Source organism: Paenibacillus sp. LHD-117 (assembly GCF_030929555.1).
Classification (GTDB): domain Bacteria; phylum Bacillota; class Bacilli; order Paenibacillales; family Paenibacillaceae; genus Pristimantibacillus.
Window position 1 is genome coordinate 49,225 of the sequence record NZ_JAVFVT010000041.1, and the last position, 26,486, is coordinate 75,710.

Annotated in this window: 26 protein-coding genes, 6 tRNA genes and 1 rRNA gene; 3 read left to right on the forward strand and 30 right to left on the reverse strand. The window is 55.2% G+C overall.

Going from position 1 to position 26,486, the window contains the following annotated elements; genetic code table 11:
* The first annotated feature begins 53 nt into the window (after positions 1-53).
* Complete coding sequence (locus tag RB620_RS25295) at positions 54-998, forward strand: helix-turn-helix domain-containing protein (protein ID WP_308099264.1); 945 nt, start codon at positions 54-56, stop codon at positions 996-998.
* A gap of 158 nt (positions 999-1,156) precedes the next feature.
* Positions 1,157-1,738, forward strand: coding sequence for an ATP-dependent Clp endopeptidase proteolytic subunit ClpP (gene clpP / locus RB620_RS25300; RefSeq protein ID WP_308099266.1), 582 nt, complete (start codon positions 1,157-1,159; stop codon positions 1,736-1,738).
* Between the two features lie 194 nt (positions 1,739-1,932).
* Here the strand turns inward: clpP and RB620_RS25305 are convergent, their stop codons facing one another.
* From RB620_RS25305 to RB620_RS25415, 23 genes are all read right to left on the reverse strand, one after another.
* Positions 1,933-2,202, reverse strand: coding sequence for an HPr family phosphocarrier protein (locus RB620_RS25305; protein ID WP_068678916.1), 270 nt, complete (start codon positions 2,200-2,202; stop codon positions 1,933-1,935).
* A 94-nt stretch (positions 2,203-2,296) separates the two neighbouring features.
* Positions 2,297-3,238 (reverse strand): DNA-binding protein WhiA, encoded by a 942-nt coding sequence (gene whiA, locus RB620_RS25310; RefSeq protein WP_308099267.1) that lies wholly within the window; start codon positions 3,236-3,238, stop codon positions 2,297-2,299.
* 6 nt (positions 3,239-3,244) lie between these two features.
* Complete coding sequence (locus RB620_RS25315) at positions 3,245-4,231, reverse strand: gluconeogenesis factor YvcK family protein (RefSeq protein WP_308099268.1); 987 nt, start codon at positions 4,229-4,231, stop codon at positions 3,245-3,247.
* Positions 4,232-4,245: 14 nt separating this feature from the next.
* Complete coding sequence (rapZ, locus tag RB620_RS25320; RefSeq protein ID WP_308099270.1) at positions 4,246-5,133, reverse strand: RNase adapter RapZ; 888 nt, start codon at positions 5,131-5,133, stop codon at positions 4,246-4,248.
* A gap of 11 nt (positions 5,134-5,144) precedes the next feature.
* Positions 5,145-6,095: an ROK family glucokinase gene (locus tag RB620_RS25325; RefSeq protein WP_308099272.1), complete on the reverse strand. Its 951-nt coding sequence runs from the start codon at positions 6,093-6,095 to the stop codon at positions 5,145-5,147.
* Between the two features lie 222 nt (positions 6,096-6,317).
* Positions 6,318-7,265, reverse strand: a complete 948-nt coding sequence (gene trxB, locus RB620_RS25330; protein ID WP_308099274.1) for a thioredoxin-disulfide reductase — start codon at positions 7,263-7,265, stop codon at positions 6,318-6,320.
* 20 nt (positions 7,266-7,285) lie between these two features.
* Positions 7,286-9,043: a tetratricopeptide repeat protein gene (locus tag RB620_RS25335; protein ID WP_308099276.1), complete on the reverse strand. Its 1,758-nt coding sequence runs from the start codon at positions 9,041-9,043 to the stop codon at positions 7,286-7,288.
* 148 nt (positions 9,044-9,191) lie between these two features.
* A complete protein-coding gene (locus tag RB620_RS25340) occupies positions 9,192-10,142 on the reverse strand; it encodes a ribose-phosphate diphosphokinase (RefSeq protein WP_308099278.1) in 951 nt (316 codons plus the stop codon).
* A 248-nt stretch (positions 10,143-10,390) separates the two neighbouring features.
* Positions 10,391-11,086 carry a bifunctional phosphoribosyl-AMP cyclohydrolase/phosphoribosyl-ATP diphosphatase HisIE gene (gene hisIE / locus RB620_RS25345; protein ID WP_308099280.1) on the reverse strand — a complete coding sequence of 232 codons (696 nt, stop codon included), beginning with the start codon at positions 11,084-11,086 and terminating at the stop codon, positions 10,391-10,393.
* The gene (gene hisF, locus RB620_RS25350; protein ID WP_308099281.1) at positions 11,083-11,841 is read right to left on the reverse strand and encodes an imidazole glycerol phosphate synthase subunit HisF; all 759 of its coding nucleotides are present in this window, start codon (positions 11,839-11,841) and stop codon (positions 11,083-11,085) included. Before hisF ends, hisIE begins: the two co-directional genes overlap by 4 nt.
* Before the next feature lie 18 nt (positions 11,842-11,859).
* Positions 11,860-12,471, reverse strand: a complete 612-nt coding sequence (gene hisH / locus RB620_RS25355) for an imidazole glycerol phosphate synthase subunit HisH (protein WP_308099282.1) — start codon at positions 12,469-12,471, stop codon at positions 11,860-11,862.
* Position 12,472: 1 nt separating this feature from the next.
* Positions 12,473-13,072 carry an imidazoleglycerol-phosphate dehydratase HisB gene (gene hisB / locus RB620_RS25360; protein ID WP_308099283.1) on the reverse strand — a complete coding sequence of 200 codons (600 nt, stop codon included), beginning with the start codon at positions 13,070-13,072 and terminating at the stop codon, positions 12,473-12,475.
* 95 nt (positions 13,073-13,167) lie between these two features.
* Positions 13,168-14,460, reverse strand: coding sequence for a histidinol dehydrogenase (hisD, locus tag RB620_RS25365; protein ID WP_308099285.1), 1,293 nt, complete (start codon positions 14,458-14,460; stop codon positions 13,168-13,170).
* Between the two features lie 133 nt (positions 14,461-14,593).
* Positions 14,594-15,202, reverse strand: a complete 609-nt coding sequence (gene hisG, locus RB620_RS25370; RefSeq protein WP_308099311.1) for an ATP phosphoribosyltransferase — start codon at positions 15,200-15,202, stop codon at positions 14,594-14,596.
* Between the two features lie 29 nt (positions 15,203-15,231).
* Positions 15,232-16,446 carry an ATP phosphoribosyltransferase regulatory subunit gene (locus RB620_RS25375; RefSeq protein ID WP_308099287.1) on the reverse strand — a complete coding sequence of 405 codons (1,215 nt, stop codon included), beginning with the start codon at positions 16,444-16,446 and terminating at the stop codon, positions 15,232-15,234.
* Positions 16,447-16,756: 310 nt separating this feature from the next.
* Positions 16,757-17,254 carry an acyltransferase gene (locus tag RB620_RS25380; RefSeq protein ID WP_308099289.1) on the reverse strand — a complete coding sequence of 166 codons (498 nt, stop codon included), beginning with the start codon at positions 17,252-17,254 and terminating at the stop codon, positions 16,757-16,759.
* Positions 17,241-17,918 (reverse strand): pyrophosphatase PpaX, encoded by a 678-nt coding sequence (gene ppaX / locus RB620_RS25385; RefSeq protein ID WP_308099291.1) that lies wholly within the window; start codon positions 17,916-17,918, stop codon positions 17,241-17,243. The genes RB620_RS25380 and ppaX overlap by 14 nt, the downstream gene beginning before the upstream one ends.
* A 65-nt stretch (positions 17,919-17,983) precedes the next feature.
* Positions 17,984-19,033 (reverse strand): prolipoprotein diacylglyceryl transferase, encoded by a 1,050-nt coding sequence (lgt, locus tag RB620_RS25390; RefSeq protein WP_308099293.1) that lies wholly within the window; start codon positions 19,031-19,033, stop codon positions 17,984-17,986.
* Positions 19,034-19,104: 71 nt separating this feature from the next.
* On the reverse strand, positions 19,105-20,043 hold the full coding sequence (gene hprK / locus RB620_RS25395; protein WP_308099295.1) for an HPr(Ser) kinase/phosphatase: 939 nt from the start codon (positions 20,041-20,043) through the stop codon (positions 19,105-19,107).
* Between the two features lie 133 nt (positions 20,044-20,176).
* Complete coding sequence (locus RB620_RS25400; protein ID WP_308099297.1) at positions 20,177-21,658, reverse strand: DUF4179 domain-containing protein; 1,482 nt, start codon at positions 21,656-21,658, stop codon at positions 20,177-20,179.
* The gene (locus RB620_RS25405) at positions 21,621-22,190 is read right to left on the reverse strand and encodes a sigma-70 family RNA polymerase sigma factor (RefSeq protein ID WP_308099299.1); all 570 of its coding nucleotides are present in this window, start codon (positions 22,188-22,190) and stop codon (positions 21,621-21,623) included. Before RB620_RS25405 ends, RB620_RS25400 begins: the two co-directional genes overlap by 38 nt.
* A gap of 145 nt (positions 22,191-22,335) precedes the next feature.
* The gene (locus tag RB620_RS25410) at positions 22,336-23,457 is read right to left on the reverse strand and encodes an ABC transporter ATP-binding protein (RefSeq protein WP_308099300.1); all 1,122 of its coding nucleotides are present in this window, start codon (positions 23,455-23,457) and stop codon (positions 22,336-22,338) included.
* A gap of 89 nt (positions 23,458-23,546) precedes the next feature.
* Complete coding sequence (locus RB620_RS25415) at positions 23,547-24,686, reverse strand: PucR family transcriptional regulator (protein WP_308099302.1); 1,140 nt, start codon at positions 24,684-24,686, stop codon at positions 23,547-23,549.
* 194 nt (positions 24,687-24,880) lie between these two features.
* Here RB620_RS25415 and ssuE point away from each other — a divergent pair, with 194 nt between their 5' ends.
* The gene (gene ssuE, locus RB620_RS25420) at positions 24,881-25,456 is read left to right on the forward strand and encodes an NADPH-dependent FMN reductase (RefSeq protein WP_308099304.1); all 576 of its coding nucleotides are present in this window, start codon (positions 24,881-24,883) and stop codon (positions 25,454-25,456) included.
* A gap of 162 nt (positions 25,457-25,618) precedes the next feature.
* Here ssuE and RB620_RS25425 read toward each other — a convergent pair.
* From RB620_RS25425 to RB620_RS25455, 7 genes are all read right to left on the reverse strand, one after another.
* Positions 25,619-25,694 (reverse strand) — tRNA-Lys (locus RB620_RS25425).
* A gap of 11 nt (positions 25,695-25,705) precedes the next feature.
* Positions 25,706-25,789 (reverse strand) — tRNA-Tyr (locus RB620_RS25430).
* A 37-nt stretch (positions 25,790-25,826) separates the two neighbouring features.
* Positions 25,827-25,902, reverse strand: a tRNA-Phe gene (locus RB620_RS25435).
* A 22-nt stretch (positions 25,903-25,924) separates the two neighbouring features.
* Positions 25,925-26,001, reverse strand: a tRNA-Asp gene (locus RB620_RS25440).
* A 10-nt stretch (positions 26,002-26,011) separates the two neighbouring features.
* Positions 26,012-26,087 (reverse strand) — tRNA-Val (locus tag RB620_RS25445).
* A gap of 3 nt (positions 26,088-26,090) precedes the next feature.
* Positions 26,091-26,167, reverse strand: a tRNA-Met gene (locus RB620_RS25450).
* A gap of 208 nt (positions 26,168-26,375) precedes the next feature.
* A 23S ribosomal RNA gene (locus tag RB620_RS25455) occupies positions 26,376-26,486 on the reverse strand; the annotation flags it as partial.

The window sequence follows — 26,486 nt, forward strand, 5'->3', positions numbered from 1 at the left end:
GGCGACATCGATAACCCTGATTCAGACATCCTCTACAGGAAGGACGGCCCTGGATGACCGTGCAGCGTACCATCGAGCATTATGAGGACGACCTTTACTTCCGCCGCCATCCGGACATCTATGTGCTCGAGGCCGAAGAAAACTTGTGGCTCGCCGAGCATGATCACGATTTCGTCGAAATCGTGCTCGTCACCGAAGGCAAAGGGACGCATTACGTGAACGGCGAGCCGCTTCAGACGGAGCGCGGCGATCTGTTCGCCATCCCCGTGGGCACCCGGCATATCTTCCGCCCGCCGGCTCGCACTGCCCGGAGCGAGCGGCTGAAAGTGCTGAACTGCCTGATCCGCACCGCTTCCCTCTCCAGGCTGGCCGCTTTCCTCGGGGATGAGCGGGCGACCGGCTTCCTGTCCTGGCTTGCCGGCCAATCAAGCGCGGAGCGTCCTTATCTCCATCTGAAAGATGAGACTGGCGAGTTGCGCGGCCTGTTCGAACGGCTCCATCGGGTATACGCGGCGAATGCGGCTCGCGCCGGCGAAGCCGATTCGTTGTCGCTGTGGAGCGGAGCGCTTGGGCTGCTCGCCTCCGTTTTCCGGCAAGCTGCCGGGACCGAGGAGGAGACCTGCGGGGGCGGACGGCTTCCGCAGCCGGGCGCCGGCGGCGAATCCGATTTCCGCGCGCGGCGTGCGCTTGCCTATATACGTCAGCACTTCGCGGATCCGATAAGGGCTTTCGACGCCGCCGCGGCGGTCGGAATCGGCGAACGGCAGCTCGGGAGGCTGCTCGCTTCCACCACGGGCCGGTCGTTCCGCCGGCATCTGGAGGACATCCGCGTCGAAGCCTGCTGCCGCCTGCTCCGTGACAGCCGGATTCCGATTATGGCTTTACCGCCTATGGTCGGCTACGAGAAATGGAAATCTCTGGATCGCATCTTCCGCGATCGGATGGGCATGTCGCTTCGCGAATACCGCAAGTTCGGCAGAAACGACTCTCCAAAGTAGCCGCAAGCTCGGCGGAGCCAACTCTTCTGACCTTCTTTGACTTTTTAAATTGAATCCGTTATGATAGGAATACAAAATTTCAACAAACCGTTTCACGATGAGCTTATGCTTACGAAGATGCGTTTGCTACGCAAACACTGAAGGAGGATTGGTTAAGAATGAATTTTGTACCTATGGTAATTGAGCAAAGCAACCGCGGGGAACGCTCGTACGACATCTACTCCCGCCTGCTGAAGGACCGCATCATCTTCCTTGGTTCGGGTGTGAATGACGTGGTGGCCAACTCCATCATCGCGCAAATGCTGTTCCTTGCCGCCGAAGATCCGGAGAAGGACATTTCCTTGTACATTAACAGCCCTGGCGGTTCCATCACATCCGGCATGGCCATCTACGATACGATGCAATACATCAAACCGGACGTGTCCACGATCTGCGTCGGCATGGCCGCTTCGATGGGCGCATTCTTGCTGACTGCAGGCGCGAAAGGCAAACGTTACGCGCTGCCGAACAGCGAAGTTATGATTCACCAGCCGCTGGGCGGAGCCGAAGGCCAAGCCAGCGATATCGAGATCCGCGCCCGCCGCATCTTGAAGATGCGCGATAAGCTGAACAATATTTTGGCAGACCGTTCCGGCCAACCGCTCAGCCGCATCGAACAGGACACGGACCGCGACTACTTCATGAGCGCTGCGGAAGCGCAAGAATACGGCCTTGTCGATAAAGTCATCGAGCGCATCTAATTTCATCATCCTAGTCGATCGGATTCGCTCGACAAACCAAACAAGCAGACCGGCCATCGCCGATCTGCTTGTTTTTTTGTATTGGATGTGTCTGGAAACGCAAAAAAGAGCGCCCTCCGCGCGACTCGCTGCGTCGCACAAAAGCGTCTCCCTTGCTTTGCTTATTAACGGACGGCAAACCGTCCGCGCATCGATTACTGGTTCTCGAGCTCTTCCTTGCTGACGAGCGCGACTAAAGCGTTTACAGCCTGTTCCGCGTCCGAACCTTCCGCACTTATCGAAATTTCAGTGCCGGAGCTGATCGCAAGGCTCATAATACCCATAATGGACTTGGCGTTTACTTTCTTATCGTCCTTCTCTACAAATACCTCGGAGGAGAATTTGTTCGCTTCTTGAACGAATAGCGCTGCAGGCCTAGCATGAAGCCCCGTCTTCAAACGAACGACAACCGGAAGCCTTGTCATGGAAACATACCCCCTATATTATTCTAAATCATGAACATACACAGTTTAAGAAAAGCCATTTACAGCTTATTATATCATTTTACAAGCTGTTGCACTAGGCATAAGTTGATCCGGACCGTATTTTTTCGGCCATTTCGTCGATTTTGCGAAGTCGATGATTCACGCCGGACTTACTTACTTGCCCCTTCAACATCTCGCCTACTTCCGTCAAGTTCAGGTCGGGATGCTGCAGCCGTATGACTGCGACTTCACGAAGCTTATCCGGCAGGCTGTCGAGGCCGATCTCCTTCTCGAGCAGCTTTATGTTATCGATCTGCCTTACGGCAGCTCCGATCGTTTTGTTCAAATTGGCGGTTTCGCAATTGACGATCCGATTCACCGAATTGCGCATGTCGCGCATGATCCGGACATCCTCGAACTTGAACAACGCTTGGTGCGCGCCGATAATGTTCAACAGTTCGATGATCTTCTCGCCTTCCTTGATATAGAAAATAAATCCTTTCTTCCGCTCGATGCATCTCGCGTTCAGGTCGAATTTGTTTGCCAGGTCGACCAGCGATCCGCAATGCTCCTCGTACATCGAGGAGATCTCCAAGTGGTACGACGATCCCTCCGGATTGTTCACGGAACCCCCGGCCAAGAACGCCCCCCTCAGATAGGAACGCTTGCAGCACGGCTTACGGATGATCTCCTTGTCGATGCCGTTGTTGAACATGAAACCTTCGGAGACGATCTTTAGCTCCGCGAGCACTTCTTGCACCTTGGCGGGCAGCCGCACGATATACACGTTGTTTTTCTTCAGGCGCATCTTCTTGCGCACGAGCAACTCCACATGCAAGTCGAAATGTTTTTTGATCAGCGAATAAATTCTTCGCGCGATCGCGGCATTCTCCGTCGAGATGTCGAGAACGACCTTGCGGCTGGACAAGCTAACCGAACCGTTCATCCGTATAAGGGCCGATAATTCGGCGCGCTCACAGCAGCTGTCCGCTTCCACCATCGTCAGCTCTTTTTTCGTTTGGGCCGCAAAAGACATTCTTCCTCACCTCTTTCGTAACATCCAATTCTCCACTAGCTTATAAATATGATGGCTTAACCGTTCCGCGTCATGCCGCAGGAACGTCCGGAACAATACCAGACGGTCGGCGATGACCTTGTAGCCTCTCCGGGTTACTTCATCGATATCGAGCTGGACCGCCTTAGCGCCTAGCTCTGCGTACTTGCTCTCCACTTGAGGCGGAATTTCGCCGTCGTTCACGATGACATAATCGAACAAATGATGGCCGATATGGGTATGGATCGCGTCCAAATGATTGCTTACCGTATAATTGTCCGTCTCGCCCGGCTGCGTCATCACGTTGCAGACGAATAGCTTGACGGCTTCCGATTCGACGATCGCCTGCGCCAGCTTCGGCACGATCAGATTCGGCATAATGCTCGTATAAAGACTGCCCGGCCCGATCAGAATGGCGTCCGCCTGCTCGATCGCCTCTACCGCTTCGGCGAGCGGCTCGACGTCCGCGGGCTCCAGGAACACGCGTTTGATCGCCTTCCCGGCCTTTGGAATTTGGGATTCTCCGACAACGATCGACCCGTCTTCCAGTTCCGCCTTCAGCACGATCGCCCGATTGGCCGCGGGCAGCACGCGCCCGCGAACCGCAAGCACGCGGCTTAGCTGGCGGATGCCTGTTACGAAATCACCGGAGATATCCGTCATGGCGGCCAGCATCAGATTGCCGAGGCTATGCCCGGCAAGCCCGTTGCCGCTTTTGAAACGGTACTTCAGCATATCGGCAAGCAACGGCTCGACATCCGCCAGCGCCATCAGCACGTTGCGGATATCGCCCGGCGGCGGAATCTGAAGCTCGCTCCGCAGAATGCCGGAGCTGCCGCCGTCATCGGCGACCGTAACGATCGCCGTAATGTCGAGCGGCTTCTCCTTCAGCCCTCTCAGCATAACGGAGAGACCCGTGCCGCCGCCGATGACGACGATCTTGGGACGACGGACAACCTTCTGTATCGTCTGCATGTTCTCCCCCCGCGTCAATGCTTATCCCGCTCCGAATCGCGATGGCTGACGCGCACCCGCTCCGTGTCGCTGCTTCCGAGCATTCTGCCCAAGTATTCCGCGATCGCCACCGAACGATGTTTGCCGCCTGTACAGCCAATGCCGATGACGACTTGGCTCTTGCCTTCCTTGCGGTAGAGCGGAATCAGGAACTGGAGCATATCCAGCAGTTTCGTCAGGAACTGCTGCGTCTCCGGCCACTTCATGACGTAGTCGTAGACGTCGGGATGCTGGCCCGTATTGGGACGCAGCTGCTCGACATAATGCGGATTTGGAAGGAAACGAACATCATAGATCAAGTCGGCGTCGATCGGAATGCCATACTTGAAACCGAACGAGGTAACGTTGACGGAGAGATTGCTTTGCTCCAAATTCGTGAAATGCGAAATGATTCGTTCCTTCAATTGCAGCGGCTTCAGGCTGCTCGTATCGATGACTTGGGAGGCCGAGCCCTTCAAATCTTCCAGCAGCCGCCGCTCGCTATGAATGCCGTCCAGCGGCAAGCCTTGCGGCGCCAGCGGATGCCGGCGCCTGCTTTCCTTATAACGCTGGACGAGCACCTCGTCCGTCGCGTCCAGGAACAGAATCTCACAGCTAATGGTATGATTATCTTTGATATACGTTAACGATTCCGACAGCGCCGTAAAAAATTCGCGTCCCCTGAGGTCGATCACGAGCGCGACCTTGCCGATCTTGCCGTTCGACTGCTCGATGAGCTCCGCGAACTTCGGGATAAGTACCGGCGGCAAGTTATCGACGCAGAAGAATCCCAAATCCTCCAGGCTCTGGACGGCGATCGTCTTGCCCGCGCCCGACATGCCGGTAATGATCACAAGCTTAGCCAGCGTTGCTGCCGTTTCCATACGTACACCTACTATCCTCTAAGAATAAGTCCCGCCGCGCCTACCACGCCCGCGTCGTTGCCCAGCGTAGCCGGTACGATCTTGACGCCTTCCTTCGCTTGTTCTTGCGTGTATTTCTCGAATACTTCACGAATTTGGTCGAACAGGAAGTCGCCTGCCTTCGACACGCCGCCGCCGATAATAAAATATTGCGGATTCAGCACGATCGCGATCATCGCCATCGACTTGCCGAGGTAATATGCCGCGCGGCTTACGATGCGCGCAGCCACTTCGTCGCCGGCTTTGGCGGCGTCGACGACGTCCTTTGCCATGATGTTCTCTACTTGGGCAAGGGACGTGCGGTCGCCGCGGGCAACCGCGTCCTTCGCCATACGAATGATGCCCGTCGCGGACGATACCGTCTCGAGGCAGCCCATCTTGCCGCAGCCGCACTGAATCGCTTCCAGATCAGGCACGATCGCGATATGGCCGAGCTCGCCCGCCATGCTGTTGTAGCCTTCTACGATTTTGCCATCTATAATGATGCCGCCGCCTACGCCCGTGCCGAGCGTGTAACACACGCAGTGGGCCACGCCTCTGCCCGCGCCGGCCCATGCTTCGCCCAGCGCCGCAACGTTCGCGTCATTGTTCACTTTGATCGTCTTGCCGAGCTCCTTCTCCAGGAAACCTTTGAGATCCGTGTTCTCGATGTACAGATTTGCGGAATATTTCACATAGCCAGTCGGAATGTCCAAGAAGCCCGCGATGCCGACGCCCACGCCGTCTACTTGCTCCCAAGCGTAATTGGATTGTTCTACGATCGCCCGCGAATACTTCGCAATATTATGAAGAATAACGTCCGTGCCTTTATCCGTTTCCGTCGCCCCTTCATAGGTATGGAGCAGCTGCCCCTCCGCGTCGCAAAGGCCTACCTTAATGGTTGTGCCGCCAACATCGACGCCCACGTAAATCTTCTCAGACATGACTATAGCCACCTCGTTCACATTGTTAACATTCTCTGTTCCAACTATAAGCGTTGTTCCCACTTCGGTCAAGCGCATACGGACGTCCAAGCATTCCCTTCAACGAGCGTTCTTGCGCCCTTCCGCATAAGTAAAAAAGGAACCGCAGCCTGATTCGTGCCGCCTCTCAGGTGCAGTCCCTTCTATGCGGCTTGCCGGAAGCCGGTTGCTAGCCCGTCAGCGTTAGAGTGACTGGCTCCAGTCATGCGTAATCGAGCCTTCGAGGAACCGCTCGCAGTCGAGCGCGGCCATGCAGCCGCTGCCGGCCGCCGTGATCGCTTGGCGATATTTGCTGTCCTGCACGTCGCCGCAGGCGAATACGCCCGGAATGTTCGTTTCGGAGGTTCCCGGTTTCACTTGGATGTAGCCATGTTCGTCCGTATCGATCTGGCCGCCGAGGAATTTCGTGTTCGGAGTATGGCCGATCGCGATGAAGATGCCGTTCGTCTCTATGACCTCTTCGTCGCCCGTCTCGTTGTTACGCACCTTGAGGCCCGTCACGCCCATGCCGTTCGCCACAACTTCGACCGGCGTCCGGTTCAGGCTCCAGCTGATCTTCCCGTTCTCGCGGGCGCGGTCCTGCATGATCTTCGAAGCGCGAAGCTCATCGCGGCGGTTCACCAGCTCGACGTTCGTCGCGAAGCGCGTCAGGAAATTCGCTTCTTCCATGGCGGAATCCCCGCCGCCGACGACGATGATCTTCTTCCCGCGGAAGAAGAAGCCGTCGCAGGTCGCGCAAGTGCTGACTCCCTTGCCGACGTTGTCCTTCTCGCCCGGAATCCCTAAGTACTTCGCCGATGCGCCCGTCGAAATAATGACGCTCTCGCCGACGATCTCGCCTTGGCTTTCCACTTGCAGCTTGAACGGACGCTCGGACAGGTCGATCGAATTCACCCAGCCCGTCAGAAACTTCGCCCCGAACCGCTCCGCTTGCTTGCGCATATTTTCCATCAGCTCGGGTCCCATGATCCCTTCAGGAAAACCAGGGAAATTTTCGACTTCCGTCGTCGTCGTCAACTGTCCGCCCGGCTCCGGTCCTTCGATGATGAGCGGATTCATGTTGGCGCGCGCAAGATAGATCGCAGCCGTCAGTCCCGCGGGGCCGGTGCCGATAATAATGGATTTGTACATGTTTTTCACCTCATGCAGAATTAGTTTTCCTCTTGCTCATGCGCGGAGAAGAACGTGCTGATCGACTTCATCTTCTCCTTGATCCCGCATGCGCCGTCAATCAGCTTGACGTGCTTGCTCACCGTGGCGATCGACGTTCCGTAGCGAACCGCTACTTCGTGATACGAGATGGCCCGGCGATGCATCTTGGCCGTCAAATATTCCAGCGCGGCCGCCCAGCCTTCCGGCTTCGCCAGCTTCGGCACATCGGGGTACACGCGCGATAGAAACTCCACCCATAACGTCATCATATCATGCTGCTGGACGAGATCATAATGTTTGCTCATCCGGCTGAGGGCAGCTTGCGCCACCTCTTCCCACTTGTCATGCCACTCCGGCAGCCTCGAAGGCACGCGGTTCGGCTCGATCACCGTGCGTTTGCCCTCCAGCACGACCGGAAGCGGATCTTGGACGCCGATCGTCCGCAGGACGAATATCGCAATTTTTTTCAAATAATCGTCTTCGTCCTGCTCCAGCAGGAAAGCGCGCAGCACATCCTTCACTTCGTTGTCCGCGATCATGCCGAACGCCTGGATCACTTGCAGCTTCGTGTGCTGATCTCCGTGGCGGAGCGCCCAGAAGAACGAAGAACGAACAAGCGGGTCGCTCTTCAGATGGTCCGGAATGCCGGAAGAAGACTTCTCCCACAGCTTGAACTGCTCTTCGAAGGGCAGATGGTAATGATAGCTGATCGGCGCGGCGGCAAGGCCCTCGCGAAGCTGCGCCAGCTGCTGCATGTAGTATGGCGGAATATCCGATGTCGGGTCGAGCTTCATCGTCGTCTTCCACAGCCGCTCCGCATCGTTCAGCCTGCCGATATTGCATGCCGCGACCGCTGCGTAATGATACAGGCACGGGTCCTGTTGCACTTCGGAATCCTTCACCAGCCTGATAAAGTGCCGGTACGCAATCTCATGTTGTCCCAAAATGCCCATGGTCGTCGCCAGCTTGAACACATGCTCCTGATGGAACGGCACGGTTTTGGTCAACAGCTCCACGAGCTCATCGAGGTTCTCACGGTCGCCTTCGTGCTGATAGAAGATCGCCAGGTTGCATAACGCGTGAAGGTTGCCCGATTCCTGCGCCAGTACGCTGCGAATGGCTTCCTTCGCCTTGTCGAAGAGACCCATATAGTAATAAGCGAGCGCCAGATTGTTCCGGGCGGCCAGAAACTCCGGTTGACCCTCCACGATCTCCTCCAGGATGCGCACCGCCTCCGTGAATTTGCCTTCCTCCAGCAGCGAACGGGCCTGGTCATGCTCGACCATGCCTTCTCTGGACTTTATGTTTTTGAGCGGCATCGGCCTCTCGAGCTCGAACTGGAGAAGATCCATCATCTCTTCGGCTTCGTCCAGGTATTGCCCGTCCGGATCCTCTTGCAGGTATTGGACGAGCGAACGTTCCGCAGCCTCGTACATTTCCATGTTGGCGTAGTTGTTCGCCATATAAAAGTGGCATTCGGTCATCATGGGGTCGAGTTCGTCCACGATCCAGCTCAGGATTTCGTTCGACTCCTTGTAATTGCCCATCTCCGATAGAATGCCCGCCATGTTGCAATGATTAACGGGATTATCAGGCTCGTATTCCACGGCTCTGCGGAAATATTTGAGTGCCTTGTCATAATGGAATCGGTCCAGCGAACGTACCGCGCGCTCGAAGAAGAACGTAGCGTCCCATTGTATGGATATGATATTCGTATTCGCACCTTCGCCAACCGCCATTCGTTTCTTCCCTTTCATTCGCAAGGCACCTCCTTTATGCATCCTTTGTAAGCACGATTATACCATAGCCCAGCCAATCCCAACATGCAAGAATATGTGGGAAAATCGCGGACAGCCTCCACGGCCGCCCGCGATTTTCGCGGTTAGAATCGATATGCGGTTGCGATTAAACGCCTTTGTTCTTGAACAGGGTGCTGATGGAGCCTCCGTCCAGAATGATGCGCGTCGCTTCGGCAAGCAGCGGAGCGACGGACAGGATTTTGAACCGGTCCGGCGTCGTCTCCGGCAGCATGATGGAATCGGTCACGATGACTTCTTTAATATGTTTGTGGTCCAAACGCTCAATCGCGGATCCGGAGAACAGCGGGTGCGTCGCGCAAACGTAAACGTCTTCCGCGCCGCGTTCCTTCAAGCTTTCGACGACGTTGACGATCGTGCCGCCGGTGTCGATCAAATCCTCGATGATGATCGGCGTCTGCCCTTCGACGTCCCCGATCACATGCGTGATGGAGGATTCGTTGTGCGCAGAGCGTTTCTTGATCATGATCGCGAAGGAAGTGTCGAGGTAGTTGGCCAGCTTCTCAGCCGTGGAGGCGCGGCCCGCATCCGGGGACACGACGACCGGGTTCTTAATATTCTTGGACTTCAGGTAGTCGCTGATCAGATCAAGCGCCGTCATATGGTCCACCGGAATATTGAAGAAGCCCTGGATGGCCGGAGCGTGAAGATCGATGGTGATGACGCGCGTCGCCCCGACGGTCGTCAGCACATCCGCCAGCATCTTCGCCGAGATCGGTTCCCTTGGCGCGGCCTTCCGCTCTTGTCGCGCATATCCGTAGTACGGCATGATGATGTTCACCGTTCTTGCGGATGCGCGTTTCGCCGCGTCAATCATAACCAATAATTCGACAAAATGCTCGTTGATGGGATGCGAGAACGACTGAACGAGAAAGACGTCGCAGTTCCGAATCGTTTCTTCGTAGTGAACGTAGATTTCACCGCTTTTGAAACGGGAAAGTTTGATGGAACCTAGGTTCAAACCAAGCTCTTCACTGATTTTCTGAGCCAATACCGGATTTGACGAACCCGAAAAAATACGCACCTTGTCGCTTAACATGATACCCTCCTGAGCGTTTCAACCAAATAATTTAATAAATTCCAAGAATTTATAAGTTTTGCGCCTTATAACGAGCTTAGAATTCTCGGAATGAAACGCGCCGCGCTGCCCTGGGACGGCGACAACCGTTTCACCTTGCTCCAATCAAAGCTTACCTGTCCTATTATACATTGATTTACTAAGAATTCAAAAATGTATAAGCATTAATTTTCGACAAAGTGATGACTTTGGGCGTCACGTTTCGGGTTTTATCGCATTTTGTTCGTCGTCGGTTTGCCATGGCGGCCCTTAAGCTCGCTCATAATGTCGTCAAGCGGAAGGCCGCGATCGCGAAGCAGTACCATCAAATGGAACAACAGATCGCTCGCTTCGCTGCGGAGCTCATCGTTATCTTGGTTCTTGGCGGCGATGATGACCTCGGCCGATTCCTCGCCGACTTTCTTCAGGATTTTGTCTACGCCCTTATCGAATAGATAAGTCGTATAGGCGCCCGCCGGACGTTCCGCATGGCGCTGCGCGATAATCGTCTCCAGCTTGCCGAGAATGCCGAACCGATCCGAGGAGCCCTCCTCCTCTTCGCGCGCTTGCTCTTCGGCGCCAGACTCAAGCTCGATTGCATTGTAGAAGCAGCTGTACCGCCCCGTATGGCAAGCGGGTCCTTGCTGCTCCACGCGCACGAGCAGCGTGTCGCCGTCGCAGTCGTAGCTCATGGACACGATACGCTGCGTGTGGCCGCTCGTCGCGCCTTTGTTCCACAGCTCGCCGCGGGAGCGGCTCCAGAACCAGGTCGAGCCGCTGGCGATGGACCGTTCCAGCGATTCCTCGTTCATATAGGCCAGCATGAGCACTTCCTTGCTCTGCGCGTCCTGCACGATTGCCGGGACGAGGCCGTCTCCGCTCCATTTGATCGCTGCCTTCAGTTCGTTCTTGTTGTTTGCCGTCACCTGACTTCGACTCCTTTGGTCCGCAGATCGTCCTTCACTTCGCCGATCGTTAGTTCTTTGTAGTGGAAAATCGTCGCCGCGAGCGCGGCGTCCGCCTGCGCCTCCCGGAACACCTCGGAGAAGTGTTCGATCCGTCCCGCTCCGCCGGATGCGATGACCGGAATGCCGACCCCGCGCGACACGGCGCCGGTCAGCTTGACGTCGAAACCGTCCTTCGTGCCGTCCGCGTCCATGCTCGTGAGCAAAATCTCGCCGGCTCCGAGACGTTCTACCTCACGCGCCCACTCCAGCGCCCGGATGCCCGTCGTTTGCCTGCCGCCATGCGTATAGACTTCCCACTCGCCCCATTCGGGATTAAACTTGGCGTCGATGGCGACTACGATGCATTGCGAACCGAATCGGCGCGCCCCATCCGATACGAGCGAAGGGTTTTTGACCGCCGCCGTGTTTATGCCGATCTTGTCCGCGCCCGCGCGCAGTATCCGTTTCATGTCGTCGACATGCGAGATGCCGCCGCCTACGGTGAACGGAATCGTGATTTCCCCGGCCGTGCGCTTCACGACCTCGATCATCGTCGCCCTGCCCTCCACGGATGCCGAAATATCCAGGAACACGAGCTCGTCCGCGCCCTCGCGGTCGTATGTCGCCGCAAGCTCGACCGGATCGCCCGCATCGCGGAGGTTCACGAAGTTGACGCCCTTCACGACGCGCCCGTCCTTCACGTCCAGGCAAGGAATAATACGTTTCGCCAGCATGTGGTTCTCCCTCCTTCGTTATCGCTTATCCGTCAGAGCGAGGAAGTTGTCAAGCAGTTGCATGCCAAGCTCCCCGCTTTTCTCCGGATGGAATTGCATGCCGTAGACATTGTCTCTGCCGACGATCGCCGTTACGTCGCCGTAATAGTCCGTCGTCGCGAGCAGGTCGGATGCCAGCTCCGGCTTTGCGTGGAAAGAATGGACGAAGTAGACATGCCCCTCCGCAAGCCCCCGGAAGAGCGGCGAGTCTGCCTGCTTGATCTGCAGCTTATTCCAGCCCATATGCGGAATTTTATAGCTGCCATTGAAACGGATGACGCGGCCCGGAAGCAGGTTTAGGCCCTCATTCCGGCCATATTCCTCGCTTTCGCCGAACAATAGCTGCATGCCGAGGCAGATGCCGAGCAGCGGCTTGCCGGAAGCGGCATAAAACTTCACGATCTCGTCGAGCTTCGTATTGCGCAGATTCTGCATGGCGTCGCCGAATGCGCCTACGCCCGGCAAGATGGCGCCGCTCGCTTCCACGATCGTCTCGGGATCGCCCGTCACGACGGCCTCGTAGCCGAGGCGTTCAACCGCTTTGCTCACGCTGTGCAGATTGCCCATGCCGTAATCGATAATCGCGATCATGCTACAGTACTCCCTTCGTCGAAGGCACTCCTTGCACGCGAGGGTCGATGCTCGTCGCTTCGTCAAGCGCGCGTCCCAGCGCCTTGAACACCGCTTCGATCATATGATGCGTATTTTGCCCGTAGTGGACGATGACGTGAAGAGTGATCCGCGCCTCCAGCGCCAGCTTCCATAGAAACTCGTGCACGAGCTCCGTGGAGAAGCTGCCGACTTGAGAGGACGGATATTGCGCGCGGTATTCGAAATGCGGCCGGTTGCTTACGTCGATCACAACCTGGGCCAGCGCTTCGTCCATCGGCACGAACACGCTTGCGTACCGCTTAATGCCGCGTTTGTCGCCAAGCGCCTCGCGGAGCGTCTGCCCGAGGCAGATGCCGATATCCTCTACCGTGTGATGGTCGTCGATATCGATATCGCCCTTCGCGTCTACGCTCAGATCGAACTGTCCGTGCTTCGCGAACAGGTCGAGCATATGGTTCAGGAACGGCACATCCGTCTCCAGCTTCGCATCGCCGGTGCCGTCCACCGCGAACGCCAGCTTAATGTCGGTTTCATTCGTCTTGCGCTCCACGGACGCTTCGCGTTTCCTATTGTCAGCCATCTTCGAATCCCCCTGCTTTTCTATTTTCGCACTTTAATCTTTTATATCGTTAATCAACCATTCATACCGCAACCAAGCGCGGTTCCAATAGCGCCCTATTTCAAGCCGCCTTCCTTCTCCAGCCGGATCTCGATGGCGCGTGCATGCCCTTCCAGCCCTTCATGGCGCGCCAGCGTCATGATCTTGTCGCCGTTCGCCATCAGCGCTTCCTTGCTATAGTAAATGAGGCTCGATTTTTTCATGAAGTCGTCGACATTGACCGGCGAAGAGAAGCGCGCCGTGCCGTTGGTCGGAATGATGTGGTTCGGCCCAGCAAAATAATCGCCCACCGGCTCGGAGCTGTAAGGCCCGAGGAAAATCGCGCCCGCGTTCTCGATATGGCCGAGCAGCTTCATCGGATCCGCTGTCAGCACCTCAAGATGTTCCGGCGCGAGCTGGTTTACGACCGCGATGCCTTCCTCGATCGTATCGACGAGAAGCGCCGCTCCGTAGTTGTCGATCGAGCTGCGCGCAATGTCCGCGCGAGGCAGCGTCTCAAGCTGCCTCTCCACCTCCGCTGCGACCGCTTCCGCCAGAGCCGCCGAAGGCGTCACGAGCACGGCCGATGCCATCTCGTCATGCTCCGCTTGCGACAACAGATCCGCCGCGATATACGACGCGTCCGCCGTGTCGTCCGCCAGCACGACAATCTCACTCGGACCGGCGATGCTGTCGATGTCGACCGCTCCGAACACCGCGCGCTTTGCCAGCGCGACATAAATATTGCCCGGTCCCGTAATCTTGTCGACCGGTGCAATCGTATCCGTGCCATACGCGAGCGCCGCGATGGCTTGAGCGCCGCCGACCCGGTACATCTCCTGCACGCCCGCTTCCGCCGCGGCTACCAGAATGTACGGGTCGATACCTTCCTTGCCGCCCGTCGCCGGGGGCGTCACCATGACGATCTCCGGCACGCCGGCCACCTGGGCCGGAATGACGTTCATCAGCACGGACGAAGGGTACGCTGCTTTGCCTCCGGGCACATAGACGCCGACTCGCTTCAGCGGCCGCATGATTTGGCCCAGCATCGTACCGTCCGGCGACAGATCCATCCACGAGCTGCGCAGCTGCTTTTCGTGGAATTTCCGGATGTTCACGGCAGCCTCCCGGATCGCCACGAGGAACGCTTCTTCCACGCGGCCGTATGCCTCCTCGATCTCCTCGCGCTTCACGCGCAGCGCGCCAGCGTCCAGCTTCACGCCGTCCAGCTGCTCGGAATACCGCAGCAGCGCCGCATCGCCTTCCGCCTTCACATCCCCGACGATGCGCATCGCGGTTGCATTCTGCTCGGGCGTACCGTACTCCACTTCCCGCTTCAAACCGAATTGCTCGGCTCTCATAATCCGCATAGCTCTAAGCCTCCTTCTCTATTCATCAAGCCCACAGGGCTTTATATGCTCGGGTACAATTGCCTTACTCGAGGTCTCCGCCCGTCCCCCGCCCTGGTTAGCATTCACGCAATTAGGATGCCCGCATCACGCCTCACGCCTTCGCCGCAATAGCCTCCTGAAGCCTGTCGCACAGGCTTTGGATGCTGTCGTTCTTCATCCGGTAGCTCACGCGGTTCGCGATCAGCCTGCTCGTAATGCCGAAGATCGATTCCATCTCGACGAGACCGTTCTCCTTCAGCGTCTGTCCGGTTTCCACCATATCGACGATCCGGTCGGCAAGCCCGATAAGCGGCGCCAGCTCGATGGAGCCGTTCAGCTTGATGACCTCGACCTGCTGCCCTTGCTCGCGGAAGTACGCCGACGCCACGTTCGGATATTTTGTCGCCACGCGCGGTTGGATGGTCGGCTTCCAGTCGGGAAGTCCGATGACCGACATGCGGCATTTCGCGATGCCTAGATCCAGCAGCTCGTAGACGTCCTTGTTCTCCTCCATCAGCACGTCCTTGCCGACGATGCCGATATCCGCAACGCCGTATTCCACGTAAGTCGGTACGTCGACCGGCTTCGCCATAATAAACTCCATGTTCGCTTCGGGCAGCTCGATGATCAGCTTCCGCGTATCGTCGAAATCGCTGGGAATCGGCAAGCCCGCCGCGCGGAACAGCTTGGATGCCTGCTTGTAGATACGGCCCTTCGGCATCGCTACTTTCAAGATTTCCTTGACGCCGCTCACTCTGCTCGCCCTCCTTTTCCTTGCGCGAATAATCGCAGCGAAGTATACCCTAGTCCTTTATAAAAGAAAACCGAATCCGTTCCCGCATCGCCCAGCGCATCCGGATGATCCAAACGCTCTGTCACGACGCTGACGCCGAGGCTGCGAAGCCGCTGCGCTTCCGCCAACGCTTCGCCACGACCCGCTGAATCGTAGGCGATCAGCGTGCGTTCCTCCTGCCCGTTCTCTTCCGCTCCGAGAAGCTCGAGAATGCGCGTCGTCTTAAGTGCGAAGCCGGTCGCCGGCGCCGGACGGCCGAATTGCGCGAGCAGGTTGTCGTACCGGCCGCCGCTTACGACGGGAAAACCAAGATCCGCGGCATACCCTTCGAAGGTCATGCCCGTATAATAGGAGAAATCGCCGATCATCGTCAGATCGATCAGCACATGCTCGCAGACGCCGTACGCCTTCAGAACGTCCCAAATTTCGCACAAATGGCTGATGGCCAGCCGCGCCGTCTCACCGCCGCGCAGCTGCATCGCCTGATCACAAATTTCCGATCCGCCGCGCAGCCGCAGGATACCCTCAAGCTCTCGCCGCACAGGCTCCTCCAGCGACAGCTTGCGAAGCTGCTCGCGGTAACCGACGTAATCGCGTCCAAGAAGACAAGCCTTCAGCAGCTCCTGCTCCTCCGTACGATCCACTAACGCTTCGCCGAGCAATCCGTTCAGGAACCCGACATGGCCAATTGCGATTTTGAACCGCTTCACGCCGGCCGCCTTAAGCGACGCGATGGCCAAAGCAACGACTTCCGCGTCCGCTTCCGCCGACGAGTCTCCGACAAGCTCCACGCCCGTCTGGAAAAATTCCGCTTCCCTGCCCGCTTCCTCTTCGATGGATCGGAAAACGTTCGAATGGTAAGAGAGCCGCAGCGGGAAGCTCGACTCCTTCAGCAGGGAAGACACGACGCGCGCGATCGGAGACGTCATGTCGGAGCGCAGCACGAGCGTCGTCCCTCTATTGTTCAGCAGCTTATATAACTTCTGGTCGGACGTCGAGCTGGCGACGCCAACCGTATCGTAAAACTCCATCGTGGGTGTAATGATCTGTTCATAGCCCCACGTCGACATGCAGGCGAGCGCCTCACGCTCGATATGGCGCAGCTTCTTGACCGCAGCCGGCAAATAATCCTTGACGCCGATCGGTTTTTCGAACATTTTCGGCTTAGACATATACGATCTCCTTTAAATCTCTTGTATGATAGTTTAACACGTTAAAGTGCTAATATGGTACATTGCTAATAAAATAAAGTGGTTAGTCGTTATCGTAGCATGATCGTCGCAAATTCGTCAAGCATGCGGGCAGACGGCTAGCCTTCCCCATTATCCTCTATATTTCGAGCCTTTTACATGTTACCACGTTTTCCCCCAAACCAAAAGCAAGCTTCGAAGGAGCCTTCCCCTGGGACAAAAAGAACGTTCCATTCGAAAAAAAGCGGCTAGACCCCTGTGAAGGAATCTAGCCGCATTTCGCGGTTGCTGCTTAATTATCGTATCCTATATTCTCGCGAATGACGCGCATCGGGTTACCGCCTACGAATGTATGAGCGGGTACGTCTTTATGTACGAGCGAACCGGCGGAGACTATCGCATGGTCGCCGATCGTAACGCCGGGCAATATGGTGCAATTCGCCCCGATCATGACATGGTCGCCAATCCGTACATCCCCGACCCGGTATTCCTTGATGAGATATTCATGAGTCAATATCGTTGTATTATAACCGATAATCGAATTCCGTCCTATCGAGATCCGCTCGGGGAAAAACAAGTCCACCATCACCATCAGGGCGAAGGCGGTATGCTCCCCTACTTTCATCCCCAGGATGCGGCGGTATATCCAGTTTTTCCAGGATAACTCGGGACAATATCTCGCGAGCTGGATAAAAATAAAATTGCGGACGGCCTTCAGCCGGCTCACCGTGGAATACATTTGCCACAGCGCGTTAGGGCCGTCCATGGGATGACGCTCAACGTTCCGCAATCCGCTCCCGCTCCAATCCGGCGAATGCGTACAGCTCCCGCATATCGTCGATGACATATTCGGCGCCCGCATCCCGCAGAATTTGTCCGCCCTTGAGCGACCAAGCTACACCAACCGGAACGGTGCCCGCCGCAGCGGCCGACTTCATATCGACGGTGCTGTCTCCCACCATGATCGTCGTCGCGGGATCCGCTCCGAGCAACTCCATCGCTTTGATGACCGGCTCCGGATGCGGCTTCGCGTTCACGACGTCGTCTATTGTAATAATGGCATCCATATATTCATGGATCGCTACGAACTTTAAGCCCCGCTCCGTGGTCAGCCTCATCTTCGTCGTGACGACGCCAAGCTTGACGCCGTTTGCCTTCAGCTTCTCCAGTACTTCCTTTACGAAGTCGAACGGCTTCACCAGCTCGTCGTGGAGTCTCAAATTAATTTCGCGGTAGGCGTCAACGAGATGCTGAACATCGTCCAGTCCCGAGAATAACTTCATCTGATCGGCAAGGGGCTGGCCCATGCTCGGGATGATGTGTTCGCGCGAGAATCCTTCTGGTACAGAGCCTTTGAGCGACTCCAGGAACGAGCGGATAATCAGTTCGTTTGTGTCCAGAATCGTGCCGTCCAGATCAAACAACATGGTGCGAATGTCATTTCTAACCTTCATTGTGCCTTAACCTCCTGCAATCAAGCATATGCGTAATGATTCTTTCCCGGAATCCAGTATCCCTGTTAAACGTCTTTGCTTCTCTCGTCGTTTGTTTCTTTATGCTCCTCTTCCGCCGCGATCTCTTCCTTCGCGCGAACCGCGGACGAATCGGCTGTCGACGCCAGTCCGATACGCTCCGGTTTTGTCGATACGATCGGATCGGAATACCTGACATTCGCGTTGCCCGTTGAACGTCTAATGATGACGAAAACGATCGCCGCGATAATGAAGAGCAGCGCCAGCGCCTGCGAAATACGAATGTTGCCGTAAGCCGGATCGAGGTACCCTTGATCGAACACGCCATTCATCGGCGTCCAGAGGGCGTTAATGAAATCCGCCAGCCACTTAGGTCCGATGAACGCAAGGCTGTCGATGCGAAGGGCTTCGATGAAGAAGCGGCCGATGGAATACCAGATGAAGTAAGCCGCCATCAGCTCTCCGGCGCGCATGAAATTCTGTCTGCGCAGGATGAATAACACGGCAAGTCCGACTAAGCTCCAGAGCGACTCGTACAAGAAAGCCGGATGGCGGAATGCCCCTTCTGGAATGGCGGAGTCGATAATAAACATATGATCGACAATAAAGGCCGGGATATGCAGCGTATTGCGCAAGAAATCCTCGCTAACCGGGCCGCCGTACGCTTCCTGGTTCATGAAGTTGCCCCAGCGTCCGATCATCTGGCCGACGAGCAGGGACGGGACGCAAATATCCACGATGCGCCAGAAGCTGTAGCCTTTGTACCGCGAGTAGATAATCCCGCAAATAAAGGCGCCGATGATCGCGCCGTAGATGGCGATGCCGCCCTCCCATATTTTGAACATATCGATAGGATTGTCTTTATAATCTTCCCACATGAACGCTACATAATAAATCCGCGCCGCAATAATAGCCGACGGCGCTCCGATCAACAACAAATCCATAAAGAAATCCGGCTTGATGCCGAATCGTTTGCCCTCCCGCACCGCGAGAAGCAATCCAACCAGCGCCGCCGTTCCGAGGATGATGCCATACCAACGGACCGACAACGGGCCGAGCGTGAATACTACCGGATCAATCGCCAACAACGTGCTCATCGTTCCAACCTTCTCCTTCGTACCGATAATGGGTTTGCTTCGTCAACTTAACATGACTTAGCCTTTCATGATCAATCGTATTCGTCCATATCGTCCGCGATCGTCTCCGTCAGCTTGTTCGTAAACTGCAACGCCGCGTTGTAGCCCATGCGCTTAAGCCTAAAGTTCATCGCCGCCACTTCGATAATGACGGCCAAGTTCCTACCAGGGCGGACGGGGATCGTGACGAGCGGCACATCCGTGTCGATGATGCGCGTCGTCTCTTCGTCCAGACCGAGCCGATCGTATTGTTTGTCCTGCTGCCAATTCTCCAGCTTAATGACCAGTCCGATCCGCTTCTGCGTACGCACCGCACCCGCCCCGAATAACGTCATGACATTAATAATGCCAAGACCGCGAATTTCGAGCAAATGGCGGATCAGCTCCGGAGCGGAGCCGTGAAGCTGGCTGTCGGATGTTTGGCGAATTTCGACCGCGTCGTCCGCGACGAGACGGTGTCCGCGCTTTACGAGCTCAAGAGCCGTCTCGCTTTTGCCGATCCCGCTACCACCCGTAATCAACATGCCGACACCGTAAACATCCACGAGAACGCCATGAATCGTAGCCGTCGGCGCCAGCTTCCGCTCCAGGAAGTCCGTGATCCGGCTGGAGAGAATGGTCGTGGCGACGGAGCTGCGCAATACCGGGATTTGGGCCGCGTTCGACTGGTCGATCAGCTCCTGCGGCGCATCGAGCCCGCGAGTCAGAATAATGCAAGGCGTCTCTTCGTTGCATAAGCGGATCATTCTGTTTTTCCGTTCTTCGCTGTCAAGCATATTCAAAAATGAAATTTCCGTCTTCCCGAGCAGTTGAACGCGCTCGACCGGATGGTAGTGGAAGTAGCCCGCCATCTCAAGCCCCGGCCGATACAGATCATCTACGGTGATGTTGCGCTTCAATCCGTCTTCGCCCGCTATGATTTCCATTTGGAAATGGCGGACGAGTTCGGACACTTTTACTTTCTTCGCCAAAGGTTTGGCCTCCTTCTTATAGGCATCTTGAACGCTTGCTTATGACAACGTTATGTATATCGGTTTCCAATGTCTTCATCGTAAAGCAAAAAGACGCCGAACGCAATGTTTCCCGCCGCGCGGCGCCTACTCTTTATTTGATTTTTACGGAAATATCCCGCATCGCGTGCCCGAGGTATTGATCCACTTCGATCGTCAGCGGCTCCGCATAGTCGGCGTTCGGAATATGATAATAGTAGGTGCCTAAGCCCTCTTGGCCGCCGCTCTGAATAGATGTAAAGTTTTCCTCGCGACTGTCCCCATATTCGATCGGATACGTTTTGCCTGCAGCGTCGCGGACGACGCCTTCGAAAGCAAATAACCTAATCCCCCTCATGATGTTCTCTGGATCATTGTTCTGCGCAAGCTCGAACTTTAGGTCGATGGCATCACTAGTCTTGGTCATTCCGACCAATCGCAATCGATCGTCCGGCGCCGAAACCATTTTGCCCTCTTTCGTATCGAGAACCACCGTCAAGTTCCGATCGGACATCAGCAATCCCTTCGATTTGAGGGTCAAAGATTTCGGTTTTTGGAAATACGAGCTTTGGAAGTGCCTGACAATCTGCGTATCGAGATCCCCCATGCCCGTATTCGTACGGTAGCTTCTGCCCCGGTCGTCGATCAGCTCGAGGTCGATAAAGTCGTTTAACCGTTTGGTGTTGCCCGCTTCGGCCTTGAAGGTGATGGATACTTGCAGAGGAGTGATGACGGCTTTCGTGATCTTCACCTTTTGCCCTGCCACTTCGATCGATTGATCGATTTCGATTTCCTCACGCAGATCGTCGAACTTCGCATGGTCAATCGGAACCCGGACTTCCAGCCACTCGCCCCCCACTTGAAGCTTGAACTGGATCTCTTGCGGCACCGGCACCCCCGGATACATCATGATGTCTAAGTAGTCTTGTATGCCTTCGTCTTTATCTTCGGCTTCTTGGAAGTAATGTGACGAACCTACCCCGGCCATAATCTCTTCCCCGTTCTCGTCCTTGAGCTCGTATGGCAAAAAGGTCGTGTCCTCCTCGTTGATTCCCGGCCCCTCCGCCGAATAAAGCAGCACGACCCGCTGCGAATCCGCCAAAACGCCGTTCACGGTGAACTTGTAGCCATTGCGTTCGTCGGACTTGTTTACGACCTGGATATATTCGTTATCGATCGCCGACACAAGTGATCGGTCATAACCGACTAGCTCCACGAAACTTCCAAATCCAGGTATCTCTTTCACGATAGCCGCGAATGTCGGCGAGATGCGCACGAAAGCCGTTAACAGGAACAGCATACACACGACTGCCGCTCCTAGCTGGAGGCTCATTCGTTTGCCGCGCAGTCTCGCGTTTCTCTTGCGCCCCTCTTCCATTCCGATCGTCAGCATCCGATCCAGCTTATCCGCCAGATCCGGGTTCTCTGCCGCATTCGCTGCCTGGTCTACTTGAACCTTATCCATCTTCATGGCTATAAGAAGCTCTCGCCATTCCGGATTCCGCTCCAGATCATCCATTTCCGCTTCCAATTCGTCATGCCCTGGTTCCGCAGCTGCTTTAGCTTCGTCCCAATCCTTCTTCCGCGAGTCGCTCATTGCGGTGCGCCTCCTCCCTTTCTCCCATGTCCGCCCTCATTTGTTTTAATGCCTTATGCAGCCATGTTCGGATCGTGCCGTCCGGCTTCTCCATCATCTCGGCGATTTCCGTTATCGTCATATCACGGTAATATTTAAGTACAATAACCATCCGAAGGTTCGACGGGAGCTTCGCAATCTGCTCGGCCATGCCCATTCGTTCTTCGGGATCTCGATGCGTTGCCGCCCGATCCAACATTTCCAGCCTTGCCGGAGCTTCCCTCTTTCGTTTCTTCCGCTCGTCCATGCACACGTTTATCAAGATTCGAATCATCCACGTCGTGAAGAAACGTTCATCCTTTAGGCTTTTCCTTTTGGTCCACACTCGGCACACCGTTTCCTGAATCGCCTCGAGCGCATCCGCTTCGTTACGCAAATATGCGAAAGCAATGCCGTACATCTTGTTTTTTTCGATCTCTATCCGTTTCAGCAGCGATTCTTGGTCCATCCTTAGATCCGCCTGCAGGTTTCCTCCGTCACCGTCTCGGTACATGTCTTCCCCCTTGCCCGCAGTACGCGCTTCCTCTTTGCTAAGCAACCATTAGACGTCCCAATGCGCCAAACGGTTTTACTTCTTAAAAAAATAAAAAAAACCTCCGGTCTGTACCGAAGGTTCTTCGTTATAAGGGGGATAAGAATTAGTTCTCGAAAATGTTCAGTTCAGACTCTTTGTCGAACAAGTGAACTTTGTTCATATCAAGAGCCAGCTTCACGCTTGCGCCGTCGCGTACGCCGGAACGTCCGTCTACACGTGCGATTACTGTATCGTTGCCGATACCGTTCAGGTACAGGTACATTTCGTGACCAAGGTTCTCGGCTACCTCTACGTTCGCGTTTACGATCGTGTTAGGGGAAGCTTCAAGGAACACAGGCTCTTCGTGGATGTCTTCAGGGCGAATGCCGAGAATGACTTCTTTGCCGATGTAGCCTTTGGAACGAAGCGATGCCGCTTTTCCTTCTGGCACGACTACGTCTACGCCGGAAGCTTTGAAGCGAAGTGCGCCGCCTTGCTCAGTCAGCGTTCCCGTCACGAAGTTCATGGAAGGAGCGCCGATGAAGCCCGCTACGAAGATGTTAACCGGATGGTTGTACAGCTCTTCAGGGGAAGCCGTTTGTTGAATGAAGCCGTCCTTCATAACAACGATACGGTCGCCCATCGTCATTGCCTCGATTTGGTCATGCGTTACGTAGATCGTCGTTGTTTCAAGGCGTTTCGTCAGTTTGCTGATTTCCGCGCGCATTTGGCCGCGAAGTTTAGCGTCCAAGTTGGAAAGCGGTTCGTCCATCAAGAATACTTGCGGTTCGCGAACGATCGCGCGGCCCAAGGCAACGCGCTGGCGTTGACCGCCGGAAAGTGCTTTTGGCTTACGGTCGAGCAAGTGCTCGATATCAAGAATTTTAGCAGCTTCACGAACGCGTTTGTCGATGTCTGCTTTTTTGAATTTGCGAAGTTTAAGACCGAACGCCATGTTTTGGTACACGTTCATGTGCGGGTACAGGGCGTAGGATTGGAATACCATCGCGATGTCGCGATCTTTAGGAGCTACGTCGTTCACAAGACGGTCGCCGATAAACAATTTACCTTCCGAGATTTCTTCAAGACCTGCGATCATACGAAGAGTCGTCGATTTACCGCAACCGGATGGTCCTACCAGTACAAGGAACTCTTTGTCCTTGATATCAAGGTTTACGTCGGTTACAGATGCTTTGTCCGTTCCCGGATATTTTTTGTAAATGCCTTCTAAGCGTACGCCTGCCATGATCAATTTCCCCCTAAAAAAGAATTTCGATATGCATCTATCTTATCCCACAGACGGGCAGATGACTATGCACATACTTTACAAAAAAACTAATTCCTTTTCGTAACTTTGTACAATAGTAAAATGATCTTCACAAGTACGGCATCCCGAAACTGCCTAACGTCCAATCCCGTCTCTTGCTTCAGCTTGTCCAGGCGGTACAGAAGCGTATTCCTGTGGATATAAAGCTTCTTCGCGGTTTCGCTCACGTTGCAGTCGAGCGAGAAGAATGTCTCCAGCGTTGCCAGCATCTCCGGCTCCACGAAGAGATCGGCGCGTTTCAGCGATTGCTCCAAATACTTCGCCCGGTACCCCTCCGGTATCGTGTTCAATAACCGTTCGAGCTGCAACATCCACGGGAGATGAATATTCGTTCCTACATGGAACTTGCGGCCAAGGTTTATCGTCTCGCGAAGCAGGATCGTCGTTTCTACGATACCCTTGGAAGGCGTCACCGGCAATGCTACCGCCAGGTGGCATTCGCCGAGCCATTCGCTGGCCAGCATTTCGTGCAAGCCGGATGCGATGGAAGTAAGACTCTCCTCGAGCGATTCCTCCTCGGAGGATTCATAAGGTTCGGCGTCTTCGTCTTTTAGAAGCACCATCGGCCCCCAGATCAGCCATTCTTGGCTCTTTAACGGAATTAACAAAATATCGTCCGACAAAAATGATTTCAAAAGCTTCTCGAGCTCCGTGTACGCGGCCTTCGATGCGCTTGTCTGCTCCGTAATAAGAAGGAAAGGAATCATATCGTAATACAATCGGCTGCCTACGGTTAGATGATCCGGCAAGGAATAAGCCGGCGCGTCGGACTCCAACTGCTGTTGAAGCCATTCGCTTAGCTTCAAGGCGAATCGCTCGGAATCGCTTAGGCCCGCTCCTTGCTTCGTTGGACTGATTCCAGCGGTCATTTTCAACGTCCAGCTAATCAGATCTTTCTCCTTTGGCGTTAGGGACGCGTCTTTGACTTCCAGTATGGACAATTCTTGCTCCTGTTTCCCCGCGATGAACCATGTGGTGTTCGCTTTCTCGGCGCGCGCGCCCGAAGCCAGACCTCCATTCGGCTCAGCCTGCCATACGGCATCGGAATCTTTGGCGAAGTTGTCCCATTCCTGGACTGTTCTTGTACTTACTTGAATCGGGCTATTCAGAATGTGCTGCAGCGGCATCAACCAGTCTGTCTTGCTCATTTCCTATTCTCCACTCTCCATGAACAGCGCTTTTTCTTTCCATTGTATCATAACCTGTCTCTGAATATTAGTTGACTGCCCGGTACGATGATGGTGCAGGGCGCGCGGCGTTTGACCCTATACCCAATTCATGGTACTCTACAGCCAAACCATTCATGGTGTACGCTAAGCCAGCCTCGAAGGAGACCTTGCCCATGTCCAATATCGTCATTATATCCGGGAGTCCCAATGCGACTTCGCGTTTGAACGGCATCATCGATTATGTACGTAGAGAGATCGAGCAGCTCGGCCACACCACCAAAACGATTACTGTCGTTTCATTGCCGCCGGACGATCTCGTCCACGCGAGATTCGGCAGCGCGGCGATCGTAGAAGCGAACCGGCATGTCGAAGAAGCTTCCGCTGTCATCATCGCAAGCCCCGTATACAAAGCATCCTACACCGGCGTGCTTAAAGCTTATGTCGATCTGCTCCCGCAGAAGGGACTCGAAGGCAAGCTCGTCGCCCCACTGTTCATCGGAGGCACGCTTGCTCATCTTCTGTCTATCGATTATTCCTTAAAGCCTGTTCTCTCGTCGATGGGAGCCCGACATTTCGTTCGAGGCGTTTATGCGACGGACGAGTTGGTCGATCGTATTCAAGACGGAACAAGCGAAACGAAGTTCGAACTGAAAGAAGAGCTCCGGGACCGCCTTCAAGCCGCGGTACAAGAGCTCCACGAAGAGCTGCAAATGAGAGCCGATTTTGCAAAACAATCGTCAGGCCAATAACGGAAACAAACCACCTAGCAGCGGATGGCCTGGCACGAAGCCTTGCCCATCCGAGCACAGATGGCCCGCGCCGCTATACGTGGTACCTTCCGATTATCGGAAAGAGATAACAAAAAAAGAGAGGCATCGCCTCTCTTGGTCGGTTATATTGGGGTAAAAAACTGGTGAGCCATGTAGGACTCGAACCTACGACACCCTGATTAAAAGTCAGGTGCTCTACCAACTGAGCTAATGGCTCCAGTAAAGAACTGGTGGAGGATGATGGATTCGAACCACCGAACCCGAAGGAAGAGATTTACAGTCTCCCGCGTTTGGCCACTTCGCTAATCCTCCATGTTGTGTACCTTTTTCCGTCTTAGACAGACAAAAGTGGTGGCTCGGGACGGAATCGAACCGCCGACACGAGGATTTTCAGTCCTCTGCTCTACCGACTGAGCTACCGAGCCTTATTGCTTTTGTGTAAAAAAATGGCGGAGCTGACGGGATTCGAACCCGCGGTCTCCTGCGTGACAGGCAGGCATGTTAGGCCTCTACACCACAGCTCCAGGGTAAATATGGTGGAGGATGACGGGATCGAACCGCCGACCCTCTGCTTGTAAGGCAGATGCTCTCCCAGCTGAGCTAATCCTCCATATGGTAGCGGCGAAGGGGATCGAACCCCCGACCTCACGGGTATGAACCGTACGCTCTAGCCAGCTGAGCTACACCGCCACATGTTTCCCCGAATTTTGTCTCTTACAGCGCTCGGGGTCGCTTGCAAGGTCAGGCAATGACATAGCCATATGTCATGTGCAAATCCGTTCTGCTTCGATGAAGCTTGTCCATCGCGGCAACTTGATTGCGCCCTGAAAACTGGATACGAAAGGTTTGCTGAACCTTGTTAGCTGTTGCTTGCTGCTTGTATGAACAGGCAAGCGTGTAGGATAAGCCCTCGACCGATTAGTATTCGTCAGCTCCACACATTGCTGTGCTTCCACCCCGAACCTATCAACCTCGTCGTCTTCAAGGGGTCTTACATACTGGGAAATCT